Consider the following 13,570-nt stretch of genomic DNA (forward strand, 5'->3'; position numbering starts at 1 on the left):
AGGAGCCGGCGCCGAGGCGGCAGCAGGGGCCGCGGCGGGCGAGGCGACCTAGGGTTGGGGCATGGCTCCTTCGCGCACCTCCCCCACGTCTCCCACCTCCCGCACCGTCCTGTTCATCGGCGGGACCGGGGTCATCAGCACCGCCTGCGCGCGGGCGGCCGTCGGCGACGGGTTCGAGGTGACCCTGCTCAACCGCGGGTCGAGCAGCACCCACGAGCCGGCACCGGGCGCCGAGGTCCTGACCGCTGACATCCGCGACCGTGAGGCCACCGCTGCAGCACTCGCTGGACGCAGCTTCGACGTGGTCGTCGACTTCCTGACGTTCACCACCGACCAGCTCAGCGCCAACCTCGACCTGCTCGAGGGCCGGTTCGGCCAGTACGTCTTCATCAGCTCCGCCTCGGCCTACCAGACCCCACCCACCCACGGCCCGGTCACTGAGTCGACTCCGCTGCGGAACCCGTTCTGGCAGTACTCCCGCGACAAGATCGCCTGCGAGGACCTGCTCGTCGCCGCCTACCGCGACGCCGGCCTGCCGGTGACGATCGTCCGCCCGTCGCACACCTACGACCACACGCTCCTGCCGTTCAGCGGGGGCTGGACCGTGGTGCAGCGCATGCTCGACGGCAAGGAGGTCGTCGTCCCCGGCGATGGCACGTCGTGGTGGACGCTCACCCACCACGAGGACTTCGCCCGCGCGTTCGTGCGGCTGCTCGACCGGCCGCAGGCGATCGGCGAGGCGTTCCACATCACCTCCGACGAGGCCCTGACCTGGGACCAGATCCACCAGGAGGTCGCTGCGGCAGCCGGGGTCGAGGCGCGGATCGTGCACATCGCCTCCGACGCGATCGCCGCGAACGACGCCGAGCTCGGCGCCTCCCTCGTCGGCGACAAGTCGAACTCGATGGTCTTCGACAACACCAAGATCCGCACGATCGCCGCGGGTTGGAAGGCGCAGATCCCGTTCCGCCGCGGCGCCGCGGAGATGGTCGAGTGGCACCTCGCCGACCCCAGCCGTCAGGAGATCGACCGCGATCTCGACGCCCTCTATGACCGCCTCCTCGACACCTACCGTCCGCGAGCCGTCTGACCCGCGGTCCGACCGGGGCCGCCGACGCCTGCTGGGCCGGCGAGGTCTGCGAGGAAGGCGTCGATCTCGGCGGCGGTCGGCGACGTCGCCGGCCCGCGTCGGGTCACCTTGATGGCGCCTGCCGCGTTGCCCCGCCGGGCCGCTTCGGTCCAGGACGCGCCGCGGGCGCGTTCGGCGAGGAGCACCCCGGTGTGGGTGTCGCCCGCGCCGTTGGTGTCGACCGCCTCCTGCGGGTGACCGGGGAGGTATGCCGTGTGGCCGGCCTCGTGGACGTGGCACCCCTTCGACCCGTCCCGGACGATGGCCACGGCGCCTTCGGGCAGGCGGCGCGCGACCGCGGCAGCCGAGTCCTCGCCGACCGACACCCCCGTCAGGGTCAGCGCCTCGTCGGCGTTGCTCGTCCAGACGGTCGTGCGCGCCAGCACCGTCTCCTGAACGGAGGCGTCCAGGCCGCCGAACGCATCACCCGGGTCGAGCACCACCACGACGCCCTCAGGGAGCCCGGTCAGCCACTCCAGCAACGGATCCCGCGTCCGGCCCACGAGCGAGAACCCGCTCACGCACACCAGGTCGCCGGCCACCGGCTCCGAGGTCTGCAGGCTCGCCGCGGAGATGTGGCGCTCCGCCCCCTGGGTCGTGACGAACGTCCGCTCGGCCGACGGCTCGACCATGACGACGCAGATGCCGGTGTCGAGGTCGGCCACCAGCGGGCTGCTCAGCCCCACCCCGTCTGCGGCCAGGGCCGCCCGGACGAGGTCGCCGTTCGCGCCCGTCCCCACCGACCCGGCGAGCACCGCGGTCGCCCCGGACCGCGCTGCGGCGACGAGGATGTTGACGGCCCCGCCTGCATACCGGCTGTAGGAGGTGGCCACGGCGTTGCCACCGCGTTCGGGCAGGGAGGCGACCTCGACCACCTCGTCGACGAGCGCCTGGGCGCTGTGGATGACGCGGGGCTGCGAGGAGACGGCGGCGGTCGGCGCAGGCATGGGAGCAGCCGGGCTCAGACGCGGGCGCGGACGGCGTAGAGCTCGGGGAAGAACGTCAGGTCCAGGGCCCGGCGCAGGAAGCTGACACCCGAGGAACCACCGGTGCCCGGCTTCATCCCGATCGTGCGCGTGACGACCTGGAGGTGGCGGAACCGCCACTGCTGGAAGTTGTCCTCGAGGTCGACGAGCTCCTCGCACGTCTCGTAGACGCCCCAGTGCTCCGAGGGCGAGGCGTACACGGCGGCGAACGTGTCGACCAGCCGCTCGTCGAGCCGGTACGGCTGGGTGAAGTCGCGGTCGAGCAGGTCGGCGGGCACGGCATACCCGTGCCGGTCGAGGTAGCGCAGGAACTCGTCGTAGAGGCTCGGCTCCACCAGCAGGTCCGCGAGCAGCGAGCGCGCGGCCGGGTCGTGCTCGAACACCGTCACCATGTCGGCGTTCTTGTTGCCCAGCAGGAACTCCACCGCGCGGTACTGCCACGACTGGAACCCCGAGCTCGTCGCGAGGAACGGCCGGATCTCGGCGTACTCGCTCGGCGTCAGCGTCGCGAGCACCGACCACTGCCCGGTGAGGGTGTGCTGGATGTGCTTGACCCGGGCCAACCGCTTGAGGGCCGGGGCGAGCTCGTCGGTCGCGAGCAGCGCACGGGCCGAACGCAGCTCGTGCAGCATGAGCTTGAGCCAGAGCTCGGAGGTCTGGTGCTGGATGATGAACAGCAGCTCGTCGTGCTGCGGCGGCTCGCTGCGCGGGTGCTGGGCCGCCAGCAGCTGGTCGAGCCCGAGGTACGCGCCGTAGGACATCGACTGCGAGAAGTCGCGCTGCACGCCCTCCTCGATCGGGCGGATCGCCCTGGCGTCGTCGGCGGCGTGCGCGGCCGCCTCGGCGGCGACCCCGGCGTTCGTCCCCGGCCCATCCATCGGCCCAGCGGCCTGCTCGTCCGTGCTCATGCCGCTCACCCTAGGGCCACGGACACGTATGGCGCGGGGGCACCTCGCGAGGTGCCCCCGCGCCATACGGGGTGGTCAGGAAGGAACGGGGAGCGTTAGTTGAACTCGAGCGGGTCGGCGCCCACGCGCTCGCCGCGGTCGAGGCGCGCGAAGGCCGACAGGTCCTCGCCGTCGAGCTCGAAGCCGAAGATGTCGAAGTTCTCGGCGATGCGGCTCGGGGTCACCGACTTGGGGATGACGACGTTGCCGATCTGGGTGTGCCAGCGCAGGATCGCCTGCGCCGGGGACACCCCGTGCTTCGCGGCGATCTCGGCGATGGCCTCGTCGGAGAGGACGGCACCACCGGAGGCGAGCGGGCTGTAGGCCTCGGTGAGGACACCGTTCGCCTCGTGGAACTCGCGCAGCGCCTGCTGCTGGAAGTGCGGGTGCAGCTCGACCTGGTTGATGGCCGGCAGCTCGCCGGTCTCGTCGAGCAGGCGCTGGAGGTGCTCGATGTTGAAGTTGCAGACGCCGACGGCCTTGACCCGGCCTGAGGAACGCAGCTCGAGCAGCGCCTTCCAGGTGTCGACGTAGTTGTCCTTCTCGGGCGTCGGCCAGTGGATGAGGTAGAGGTCGAGGACGTCCAGGCCAAGGCGCTTCATCGAGGTGTCGAAGGCCGCGAGGGTCGCGTCGCGACCCTGGTCGTCGTTCCAGACCTTGGTGGTCACGAAGAGCTCGTCACGTGCCAGGTCGGTCGCCGCGAGGGCCCGGCCCACCCCGTCCTCGTTGCCGTAGATCGCAGCGGTGTCGATGCTGCGGTAGCCGACCTCGAGGGCCGAGGCGATGGCCGCGTCGACGTCGGCGTCCGGGACCTGCCAGACACCGAACCCGAGCTGCGGGATGGTGATGGTGTCGGCGCCGGTGGAGAGCTGGAGGTTCGGGACAGAAGTCATGGATCGACTCTAGGCAGGTGTCGCCGAGGCCACACCCCGTGGGTGGGAGTGACGTCGGGGAAACGGGCTAGGCTCCGCCGCATGGTGCCCTCTTCCGAGTCGACGACGAAGCCGAACTCCCGCCCCATCTCGAAGGTCCTCATCGCCAACCGCGGTGAGATCGCCGTGCGCATCGCGCGGGCCTGTGCCGACAGCGGCCTCGGCTCGGTCGCGGTCTATGCCGACCCCGACCGGGATGCCCTGCACGTCAAGGTCGCCGACGAGGCGTGGGCCCTCGGTGGCACGACCCCCGGCGACTCCTACCTCGTCCAGGAGAAGCTCCTCGAGGTGGCCCGCAAGTCCGGCGCGGACGCCGTGCACCCGGGCTACGGCTTCCTCTCCGAGAACGCCTCCTTCGCCCAGGCCGTCATGGACGCCGGGCTCACGTGGATCGGCCCGCCCCCGGCGGCGATCGACTCCCTCGGCGACAAGGTCAAGGCCCGCCACATCGCCTCCAAGGCGGACGCCCCCTTGGTCGCCGGCACCTCCGACCCGGTCGACGGCTCGGACGAGGTCGTCGCCTTCGCCAAGGAGCACGGTCTGCCCGTCGCCATCAAGGCGGCGTACGGCGGTGGCGGCCGCGGCCTCAAGGTAGCCCGCACCATCGAGGAGATCCCCGAGCTGTTCGACTCGGCGACCCGCGAGGCCGTCGCCGCCTTCGGTCGTGGCGAGTGCTTCGTCGAGCAGTACCTCGACAAGCCGCGCCACGTCGAGACCCAGTGCCTGGCCGACGAGCACGGCAACGTCGTCGTCGTCTCGACCCGCGACTGCTCCCTGCAGCGTCGCCACCAGAAGCTCGTCGAGGAGGCGCCCGCGCCGTTCCTGTCCGACGAGCAGAACGCCGAGCTGGTCCGTGCGTCCAAGGCGATCCTGTCCGAGGCCGGCTACGTCGGCGCCGGGACCTGCGAGTTCCTCGTGGCCCAGGACGGCCGGATCTCCTTCCTCGAGGTCAACACCCGCCTCCAGGTCGAGCACCCGGTCAGCGAGGAGGTCACGGGGATCGACCTCGTGCGCGAGCAGTTCCGCATCGCGAACGGCGAGGAGCTCGGCTACGACGACCCGGCCCCGTCCGGGCACTCGTTCGAGTTCCGCATCAACGGTGAGGACGCCGGGCGCAACTTCCTCCCGGCACCCGGGGTCGTCGCTGCCTTCCGTCCCCCGTCGGGCCCGGGTGTCCGGCTCGACTCCGGCGTCGTCGAGGGCGACGTCATCGGCGGCGCGTTCGACTCGATGCTCGCCAAGCTCATCGTCACCGGCCGCGACCGGCACCAGGCACTGGAGCGCTCCCGCCGGGCCCTGGCGGAGTTCGAGATCGACGGGATGCCGACGGTCCTGCCCTTCCACCGTGTCGTCGTCTCCGACCCGGCGTTCGCCCCCGAGGGCGAGAAGGCGTTCACCGTCCACACCCGCTGGATCGAGACCGAGTTCGACAACCAGATCCCGGCCTACGCGGGCTCGACGCCCGAGGCGCCCGAGGAGTCCGGAGAGCGCCAGAGCGTCGTCGTCGAGGTCGGTGGCAAGCGCCTCGAGGTCGTCCTCCCCGGTGGGCTGTCCCTCGGTGGTGGTGGTGCCGCGAAGAAGAAGGCGCCGCGCCGCTCAGGTGGTGCGAAGGCCGGTGCCGCGGCCTCGGGCGACTCCCTCACCGCGCCCATGCAGGGCACCATCGTCAAGATCGCCGTCGAGGAGGGTCAGCAGGTCGCCGAGGGCGAGCTCGTCGTGGTGCTCGAGGCGATGAAGATGGAACAGCCGATCAACGCCCACAAGGCCGGCACCGTCACCGGCCTGTCGGCCGAGGTCGGCCAGACGGTGACCAACGGCGCCGTCATCGCGGAGATCAAGGACTGACCCCGCGCCATACGGCCGAAAGGCCCTGTCCCCTTGCGGGACGGGGCCTTTCGTCATGCTCGGTATGCCGCGGAGCCGGCTTCGCGGCCGCGGTCAGCTGCGGCCGGGTCCGCCGTCATCGGGCTGCTTGCCGCCGGGGACGGCGTCGTCGGACTGCCACTCGCCCTGCTGCGTCGAACCGCCCTGCGGCAGCCCGTCCTGGTGCTGTGACGGCTGGGTCGGCAGCGTCGAGGTGTCGCCACCGCCGTCCGGGGTCGTCTCCCCCGGAGCACCCCAGCTGGGGTGGTCGGCGGACGGCTGCTGCGGGTCGATCGGGCCGCCGGGCTGGCCGACCCGGTCGTTGTCGCCGGGCGTCAGCGAACCGTCGCCGATCGACCCCGTCTGCTGCGGGTCGTTCGTCGAGGGCTCGGGGTTCGGCACCGAGCCCTGGACCGGCTCGGTGGCCGCGGAGTCGCGGTCGCCGCTGGACACCGGACCGGCCGGTGCGGGCTCCGGCGTCGGCGCGGGATCGGGCGTCGGGGCCGGCTCGGGAGCCGGCGTCGGCGAGGGGGCCGGTGCGGGCTCGGGGGTGGGTGCCGGCTCCGGCGTGGTCTGCGGGGGTGCGGGCGGGGCGGGCATCGTCTGCTCCTCGGTCACCTGACCGGTGGGCGTTCCCGACGGCTGGTGCTCCGCCGAGGAACCCTGCGGCGCATCGACGGACGGCGCCTGCCCGGACTGCTCGGTCGGTCCCTGACCTGTCGATCCCTGACCGGCCGGGATCGTGCCGGCCTTGCCGTCACCGGGGATCCCCAGCTTCTCGCGCAGGAAGTCACCGCCCTTGTCGACCTTGTCGGCGTGCTTGCCGCCGGTCCGCTGGTCGATGAGCTTCTCGACCTTGTCGATGGCCGATCCCGCCTGCTCGGGGTTGCCCTTGATGTAGTCCTTCGCCTTGTCCATCCAGCCGGCCATGGCACTGCCTCTCTCGCGGGGATCTGGGTCATCTCGCTCGAGGTCGTCGTCATGTCGCGGCGACGACCTTCCTGCTCACGACGCTACCGACAACCCCCTGACCGGGCACCCCGGGCAGCGATACCCCGGGACGGTCAGTCGGTGGGGTGCAGCTGGCGCGCTGCCTCGGCCACCGACCCGCTCAACGACGGGTAGACCGTGAACGTCCCGGCCAGCTGGTCGACCGTGAGGCCGTGCTGCACCGCCAGGGTCACGGGGTAGATCAGCTCGGACGCCTTGGGCGCCACGACGACCCCACCGACGACCGTGCCGACTCCCTTGCGGGCGAACAGCTTCACGAAGCCGTCGGTGATGCCCTGCATCTTCGCGCGGGGATTCGTCGCGAGCGGCAGCATGACGCCCGTCGCGTCGACGGTTCCGTCGTCGAGGTCCTTCTGCGAGAAGCCGACCGTGGCGATCTCGGGGTCGGTGAAGATGTTCGCCGACACGGCGCGCAGGTTGAGCGGGGCGACGGCATCACCGAGGGCGTGCGCCATGGCGATCCGCCCCTGCATCGCAGCCACGGACGCGAGGGGAAGGACCCCGGTGCAGTCGCCGGCGGCATACACGCCTCGCACGGACGTGCGCGAGACACGGTCGACGGACACGTGCCCGGACTCGCTGAGTGCGACCCCGACCTCCTCGAGCCCGAGGCCCGCGGTCTGCGGTATGGAGCCGACGGCCAGCAGCGCGTGCGAACCGGCGACCTCGCGACCGTCCTCGAGCCGGACGACGACACCGTCGTCGGTGCGCTCGACCGACGCCATGCGCGAACGCCCGAGGACCTCCATGCCGCGCTTGCGGAAGACGTCCTCGATCACGGTGGCGGCGTCGGCGTCCTCGCCCGGCAGCACGCGGTCTCGGGAGGAGACGAGGGTGACGCGCGAGCCCAGGCCGAGGTAGGCCTGCGCCAGCTCGGCACCGGTCACACCGGAACCCACGACGACGAGGTGCTCGGGCAGCTCGGGCAGGGCGTAGATCTGCTGCCACGTGAGGATGCGCTCGCCGTCGGGCTGGGCGGTGGCCATCACGCGCGGGGTGGCGCCGGTGGAGACGAGCACGACCTCGGCGTCGAGGGTGCGGATCGAACCGTCCTCGAGGGTGGCCTCGACCTGGGAGGGCGACAGCAGGCGACCGGTGCCGCGCAGGACGGTGATGCCGTCGGCGTCCAGGCGGCGACCGATGTCGCGGGACTGGGCTGCGGCGAGGGCGAGCACGCGGCGGTTGACGGCGTTCAGCTCGGCCACGGAGTCGGCGACCTCGTCGCCCTCGTGGTCCTCGAGGTGCACCCCGAGGTCGGAGGCCGTCTCGAACTGGGACATGAAGTCGGCCGTGGAGATCAGCGTCTTGCTGGGCACGCAGTCGGTGAGCACCGCTGCCCCGCCGAGGCCGTCGCGGTCGACGACGGTGACCGCGGCACCGAGGTGGGCCGCGACCAGGGCGGCCTCGTACCCGCCCGGCCCGCCGCCGAGGATGACGACCGAGGACTGACGAGAGTTCACGCGACTATCCAACCATCCCGGCACCTCCCGTTCGAGCAGCATCCACCTCACCCCATGGCGGTACGTCGCACGGTCCTGGCCTCGGTACTCTTCCTCGGTGACCGAGCAGAGCCGCCCCGCCGCCCCCGACCTCGCCGACCCCGCGACCGACCCGTTCGAGGTCGCCCGTGCCGCAGCGGCCGTCATCGCCGAGCGCAGCGGCGTGGAGCGCCACGACGTCGCCCTCGTGCTCGGCTCCGGCTGGGGCCAGACCGGCGACCTCATCGGCGAGACGCTCGCCACCATCGACAACGCCGACGTGCCCGGCTTCGCCAAGGCGGCCGTGGCCGGCCACAGCGGCACCATGCGCTCGGTCGCCATCGCCGACACCGGCCGCCGGGCCCTCGTCTACGGCACCCGCACCCATTTCTACGAAGGCAAGGGCGTCCGCTCGGTCGTCCACGCCGTGCGCACCGCCGCAGCTGCCGGCTGCACGACCATCGTGCTCACCAACGGCTGTGGCGGCCTCAACCCCGCGTGGGCACCCGGCACCCCGGTGCTCATCCGCGACCACATCAACCTCACGGCGCACTCCCCCATCGAGGGCGCCAACTTCGTCGATCTCACCGACCTCTACTCCCCCCGCCTGCGCGACGTCGCCCGCTCGGTCGACGCCGACCTCGACGAGGGCGTCTACGTCCAGTTCCGCGGCCCGCACTACGAGACCCCGGCCGAGGTGCAGATGGCCAAGGTGCTCGGCGGCGACCTCGTCGGCATGTCCACCACCCTCGAGGCGATCGCAGCCCGCCAGGCCGGCCTCGAGGTCCTCGGCATCTCCCTCGTCACCAACCTCGCCGCCGGCATCAGCGACCAGCCGCTGTCGCACGACGAGGTCATCGAGGCCGGCCAGGCCGCCGCCGAGCGGTGTGGTCGCCTCCTCGCCGCCGTCGTCGCCTCCCTCTGAAAGGACCAGCGTCATGACGTATGCCGCTCGGCACGGCTCCGGGGGCACCTCCCCCGTCGACGGCCACGCCCAGGAGCTCATCGACGCCGCCCAGGAGTGGGTGGACGACGACCCCGACCACGACACGAGGGTCGAGCTCGGCGAGGTCCTCGCGCGCGCCAAGGAGGGTGACGAGTCCGCCGTCGCCGACCTCGAGGACCGGTTCTCCGGGATGCTCGAGTTCGGCACCGCCGGCTTGCGCGGCGCCATCGGTGCCGGGCCCAACCGGATGAACCGCTCGGTGGTCATCCGCGCGGCAGCCGGCCTCGCGGCATACCTCAAGCAGTCCGTGGCGGAGCCGTTCGTCGTCGTGGGGTACGACGCCCGCACCAAGTCCGACGTCTTCGCCCGCGACACCGCGGCCGTCACCGTCGGTGCCGGCGGGCGCGCCGCGATCCTTCCGCACACGCTCCCGACCCCGGTCCTGGCCTTCGCGATCCGCCACCTCGGCGCTGATGCCGGTGTCATGGTCACCGCCAGCCACAACCCGCCGCAGGACAACGGGTACAAGGTCTACCTCGGCGACGGCTCGCAGATCGTGCCACCCGCCGATGCCGGCATCGCCGGGCAGATCGCCCGTGTGCCCGCCGTGGCCGACGTACCGCTGGCCGACGACGGCTGGGACACCCTCGGCGACGACGTGCTCGAGGCCTACCTCGACGCGACTGCGGCCGTGGTCGCGCCCGACGGCCCCCGCGACATCGACATCGTCCACACCGCGCTGCACGGTGTTGGCAGCGACACCCTGCTGCGCGTCTTCGAGCGGGCCGGGTTCCCCCAGCCGGTACCGGTCGAGAGCCAGCAGCACCCGGACGCCGCGTTCCCCACCGTGTCCTTCCCCAACCCCGAGGAGCCGGGCGCGATCGACGCCGCCCTCGACCTGGCGCGCGAGATCGGCCCCGACATCGTGCTGGCCAACGACCCGGACGCCGACCGCTGCGCGGTGGCCGTCCCCTTCACCGTTCAGAGTGGCGCGAACGACGGCGGCACCGAATGGCGGATGCTGCGCGGCGACGAGGTCGGTGCGCTGCTCGGCCACCACGTGCTGGCCTGCGGCGTCGAGGACGATGCCGTCTTCGCCAACTCGATCGTGTCGTCGCGCCTCCTTGCGGCCATGGCCACCAAGGCCGGGATCCGGCACGAGGAGACGCTCACCGGGTTCAAGTGGATCGCCCGCGTCGAGGGCCTGCGCTACGGGTATGAGGAGGCGCTGGGTTACTGCGTCGACCCGGGTGTCGTGCGCGACAAGGACGGCGTCAGCGCCGCCCTGCTCATGGCCGAGCTCGCTGCCACGGTCAAGGCCGAGGGCCGCACCCTGCAGGACGTGCTCGACGACCTCGCGGTGGAGCACGGCGTCCACGCCACCGACTCGTTCTCCGTGCGGGTGGCCGACCTGTCGCTCATCGGCACGGTCATGACGCGCCTGCGTGAGCAGCCGCCGGCCGAGGTTGCCGGTCTGGCTGTCTCTCGCACCGACGACCTGTCCTTGGGCAGCGAGGCTCTGCCGCCGACTGACGGCCTGCGCTATTTCCTCGAGGACGACTCGCGGATCATCGTGCGCCCTTCGGGCACCGAGCCCAAGCTCAAGGTGTACCTCGAGGTCATCGAGCCCGTGTCCTCGGACCTGACAACAGCCCGCGACGCCGCTGCGGAGCGGCTGACCGCGATCCGCACCGCGATGGAGGGCCTCACCCGAGTCTGACCGGTGACAGGCGCTCAGACGTCGAGGAGCGACGGGTCGTGCCAGACATCTTCGTGGTCCGGTGCCACGAGGAAGCGGGACCCGGGTGGAAGTTCGAGCAGGTGGGCAACCTCTGGGCAGCGCTGCACCAGGTGCTCCTGGTGCCAGGGCTGGAAGAAGTCCTCGGCATCGGAAAGATCTCCGGTCCACACGTACCAGCCGCTCGTCCCACGGCTCGCGGGATGACGGATTCCGTGCACCGGCCACTCCCAGCGTCCGCTGATGAGCGACTGGGAGGCGCCGAGGACCTCACCACCGTTTGATTCGGCCGAAGTCTCCATCTCCCGAGTCTGCCCGGCTGGACGCAGCCACCTGTCGAGGAACGGTCCTTCGGCAGCGCTGTCTGATTGGATCCGCACATGGACGTGTCTGCGGCTGTTGACCGCTTCGTCGTCGACTCACTTCCGCACGTTTGGGAGCACGGATTTGCCCAGATCGATCTTGACGACCTGCTTGGCGATGAGCCATCAGCGGCGGCGAGCGTTGGTCTCGAATGCCTCGAACGGATCCTGAAGATACTGCCCCAGGACTCGAACCTCGACGGCCTGCTGACCATCCCGCTCGAACCTGCCACGCGCTGGGGTGAGCGCCCGATCCCGTCCCTCGACGACCTCTTGGCATCGGCCTGGTCATATGGCCCGGGAAGAGCCGTTCCCGGGTTGTACGTCATCCACGGGATGCACTCGCGGCCTCCCGAGCACGTAGAGGAGTACAAACGACCGCTGGGCAGCGAACGACTTGAACCGCGGCTCGTGGCCTACTACCGGGAATGGCGCGAGGCGGGGGAGGCCGAGCTCGAGCGTTGCATCTACGTTCGCTCGTTCCTGCCTGACGAACCGCGCTCACATGCCGCGCGCGCGGGTATCTCTCGCCCGCACGGGCGCTGCTGATCAGTCAGGGTGGGTGAACGTGACCGGCTTGCCCAACTCCTTCTCGTAGGCGACCTCCCGTTGCGTCGACTCCCCGACGCACACGCCTCAACGCCCGCCGGGTGCGGCGGGCTGTGGGGCGCGGTCATGGTCGCCACGGAGGTGTCGGGGGCGGGGCCACGGCAGTCGTGGCCAGCTCCTCCCACACCGTGTAGGTCCGCACAGCCCGACCGTTCGACGCGACCTGGCCCGGGCCCCCACCGGCGCCCTTGCCCGCGCCAGTGAACGAACCCCCGCCCGAGCCACCCGTGCCCTCAGAGACTTTCCGGTCAGCGAGCCAGTGGTCGTAGGAGCCGGGGACGAGCGTCCACCGAACCTCGCCCTCAACCAGCTCGCCGAGGTAGCCCTTGCGGTGCACGACCGTGTGGTGGCGCCCGCAGAGCAACGCGGCGTTGCCCAGGTCCGTCGAGCCGCCATCAGCCCAGTGCTGGAGGTGGTGACCGTCGCACCAGGACGCCGGCACCGTGCAGTCGGGGAACGTGCATCCGCCGTCGCGCAACCACAGTGCCCGCAGCTGGGCGCTCGTGAACAACCGGAACCGGCGCCCCAGGTCGAGGACCTCGCCGTCCTTGCCGAGGACGACCGGCACGATGCCGGCGTCACAGGCGATGCGGCGGGCCGTCTCCGGGCCGATCAGCGTGCCGGTCTCGCCCGACCCGAACACCGTGGCGGCGTTCGACCGAGCCACGAGGTCCTCGAGGGAGACGCTGACGAACACCTCTGCCTTGGCCGTGGTGGCCACGCCGTCAGCCGACGCGACACCGCGCTGCACGACCTCGAGCAGAGCATCCATCCGCCGCTGCCCCGATGGTCGGCGGTCAGGCTCGCCGTCGGCCGGCCGCGGTGCCGATAGCCCCTGGACGGCGGCCTCGATGACCACCTTCGCCTCGGCGTCGACGACCATCGTGTACTCGAAGAGCCCCGTGCCGTCGGCGAACGGCTGCGACAGCGAGCGCCGCTCGCACGCGCGGTCCTGCTCCAGCTGGAACTCGCCCAGCGCGCCGTACCTCGCAACCAACCGGTCGCGGAGTCCCCGCACGTCCTTGGGCCGGCCCCACGAGGCGACGTCGATGAGCCCGTCGAGGACCGGTCCCGCGGCACCCGGGGCCAGGCGCGGGCTGAGCCGCTCGAACTCGTCGAGCACCACGGTCGCGGTGAGCAACGGCACGCGCGCCTCGCGGACGGCGGTGAGCAGCGCGGCATACCGGTCGTCGTGGGCCGCCTCGGCGAGCCGCACGACCCGTGCCGAGCCGCCGGCCCGCAGCGACGGCGAGTGGTCGAGCAGCCACGCGTGCGCGCCTGACCGTCCCGAACCGGCCTCACCGCGGTCGACCGCCTCGCGGAGCACCTCCACCCTCGCGGCGTCGACGCGGACGGCCAGCTCGTCGAGCTGGGCCAGGAAACTGCCCAGATCTGCACCGCTGGCAGCCCAGAGGTCGTCCCCGAGGCCGGTCAGGGCGGCGCACACCTGAGCGACCGCTGACCGGTCCTGCTCGAACGACATCCCCCTACCCATGCAGCAAACCTACCAATTGGGTCTGACACTCACCCGAACCGAAAGTCGTTGCCCTGCAACGATTTCATGGTCAA

Annotated in this window: 12 protein-coding genes; 5 read left to right on the top strand and 7 right to left on the bottom strand. The window is 71.5% G+C overall.

Translation table 11 applies throughout. From position 1 onward, the window contains the following. The first annotated feature begins 61 nt into the window (after positions 1–61). Positions 62–1,090, top strand: coding sequence for an NAD-dependent epimerase/dehydratase family protein (locus ABD286_RS17945; protein WP_344196022.1), 1,029 nt, complete (start codon positions 62–64; stop codon positions 1,088–1,090). Here the strand turns inward: ABD286_RS17945 and ABD286_RS17950 are convergent. From ABD286_RS17950 to ABD286_RS17960, 3 genes are all read right to left on the bottom strand, one after another. Further along, positions 1,069–2,076 carry a PfkB family carbohydrate kinase gene (locus ABD286_RS17950; RefSeq protein WP_344196024.1) on the bottom strand — a complete coding sequence of 336 codons (1,008 nt, stop codon included), beginning with the start codon at positions 2,074–2,076 and terminating at the stop codon, positions 1,069–1,071. The two genes, ABD286_RS17945 and ABD286_RS17950, sit on opposite strands and share 22 nt — an antisense overlap. A gap of 14 nt (positions 2,077–2,090) precedes the next feature. After that, positions 2,091–2,876, bottom strand: coding sequence for a tryptophan 2,3-dioxygenase (locus tag ABD286_RS17955; protein WP_425565422.1), 786 nt, complete (start codon positions 2,874–2,876; stop codon positions 2,091–2,093). Positions 2,877–3,118: 242 nt separating this feature from the next. After that, positions 3,119–3,955, bottom strand: coding sequence for an aldo/keto reductase (locus tag ABD286_RS17960; protein WP_344196028.1), 837 nt, complete (start codon positions 3,953–3,955; stop codon positions 3,119–3,121). An 81-nt stretch (positions 3,956–4,036) separates the two neighbouring features. Between ABD286_RS17960 and ABD286_RS17965 the strand changes: the two genes are divergently transcribed. Beyond that, positions 4,037–5,839: an acetyl/propionyl/methylcrotonyl-CoA carboxylase subunit alpha gene (locus tag ABD286_RS17965; RefSeq protein ID WP_344196030.1), complete on the top strand. Its 1,803-nt coding sequence runs from the start codon at positions 4,037–4,039 to the stop codon at positions 5,837–5,839. A gap of 93 nt (positions 5,840–5,932) precedes the next feature. Here the strand turns inward: ABD286_RS17965 and ABD286_RS17970 are convergent, their stop codons facing one another. Together ABD286_RS17970 and ABD286_RS17975 are read right to left on the bottom strand one after the other, a co-directional pair. Continuing rightward, the gene (locus ABD286_RS17970; RefSeq protein WP_344196032.1) at positions 5,933–6,787 is read right to left on the bottom strand and encodes an antitoxin; all 855 of its coding nucleotides are present in this window, start codon (positions 6,785–6,787) and stop codon (positions 5,933–5,935) included. Positions 6,788–6,921: 134 nt separating this feature from the next. Continuing rightward, entirely contained in the window at positions 6,922–8,328 is a 1,407-nt protein-coding gene (locus ABD286_RS17975) for an NAD(P)H-quinone dehydrogenase (protein WP_344196034.1), read from the bottom strand. A gap of 97 nt (positions 8,329–8,425) precedes the next feature. Between ABD286_RS17975 and ABD286_RS17980 the strand changes: the two genes are divergently transcribed. Together ABD286_RS17980 and ABD286_RS17985 are read left to right on the top strand one after the other, a co-directional pair. Further along, positions 8,426–9,271: a purine-nucleoside phosphorylase gene (locus ABD286_RS17980; RefSeq protein ID WP_344196036.1), complete on the top strand. Its 846-nt coding sequence runs from the start codon at positions 8,426–8,428 to the stop codon at positions 9,269–9,271. A gap of 13 nt (positions 9,272–9,284) precedes the next feature. Then, entirely contained in the window at positions 9,285–11,012 is a 1,728-nt protein-coding gene (locus ABD286_RS17985) for a phospho-sugar mutase (RefSeq protein WP_344196038.1), read from the top strand. A gap of 14 nt (positions 11,013–11,026) precedes the next feature. On the opposite strand, the gene ABD286_RS17990 is transcribed toward ABD286_RS17985, so the two are convergent. Further along, positions 11,027–11,332 carry an immunity protein Imm33 domain-containing protein gene (locus tag ABD286_RS17990; protein ID WP_344196040.1) on the bottom strand — a complete coding sequence of 102 codons (306 nt, stop codon included), beginning with the start codon at positions 11,330–11,332 and terminating at the stop codon, positions 11,027–11,029. Positions 11,333–11,410: 78 nt separating this feature from the next. Here ABD286_RS17990 and ABD286_RS17995 point away from each other — a divergent pair, with 78 nt between their 5' ends. Next, a complete protein-coding gene (locus tag ABD286_RS17995; protein ID WP_344196042.1) occupies positions 11,411–11,941 on the top strand; it encodes a hypothetical protein in 531 nt (176 codons plus the stop codon). Positions 11,942–12,065: 124 nt separating this feature from the next. On the opposite strand, the gene ABD286_RS18000 is transcribed toward ABD286_RS17995, so the two are convergent. Then, positions 12,066–13,496 carry an HNH endonuclease signature motif containing protein gene (locus ABD286_RS18000; protein ID WP_344196044.1) on the bottom strand — a complete coding sequence of 477 codons (1,431 nt, stop codon included), beginning with the start codon at positions 13,494–13,496 and terminating at the stop codon, positions 12,066–12,068. Positions 13,497–13,570: the final 74 nt, after the last annotated feature.

The sequence above is a fragment of the Pedococcus aerophilus genome (genome assembly GCF_039532215.1).
Taxonomy (GTDB): Bacteria; Actinomycetota; Actinomycetes; order Actinomycetales; family Dermatophilaceae; genus Pedococcus; species Pedococcus aerophilus.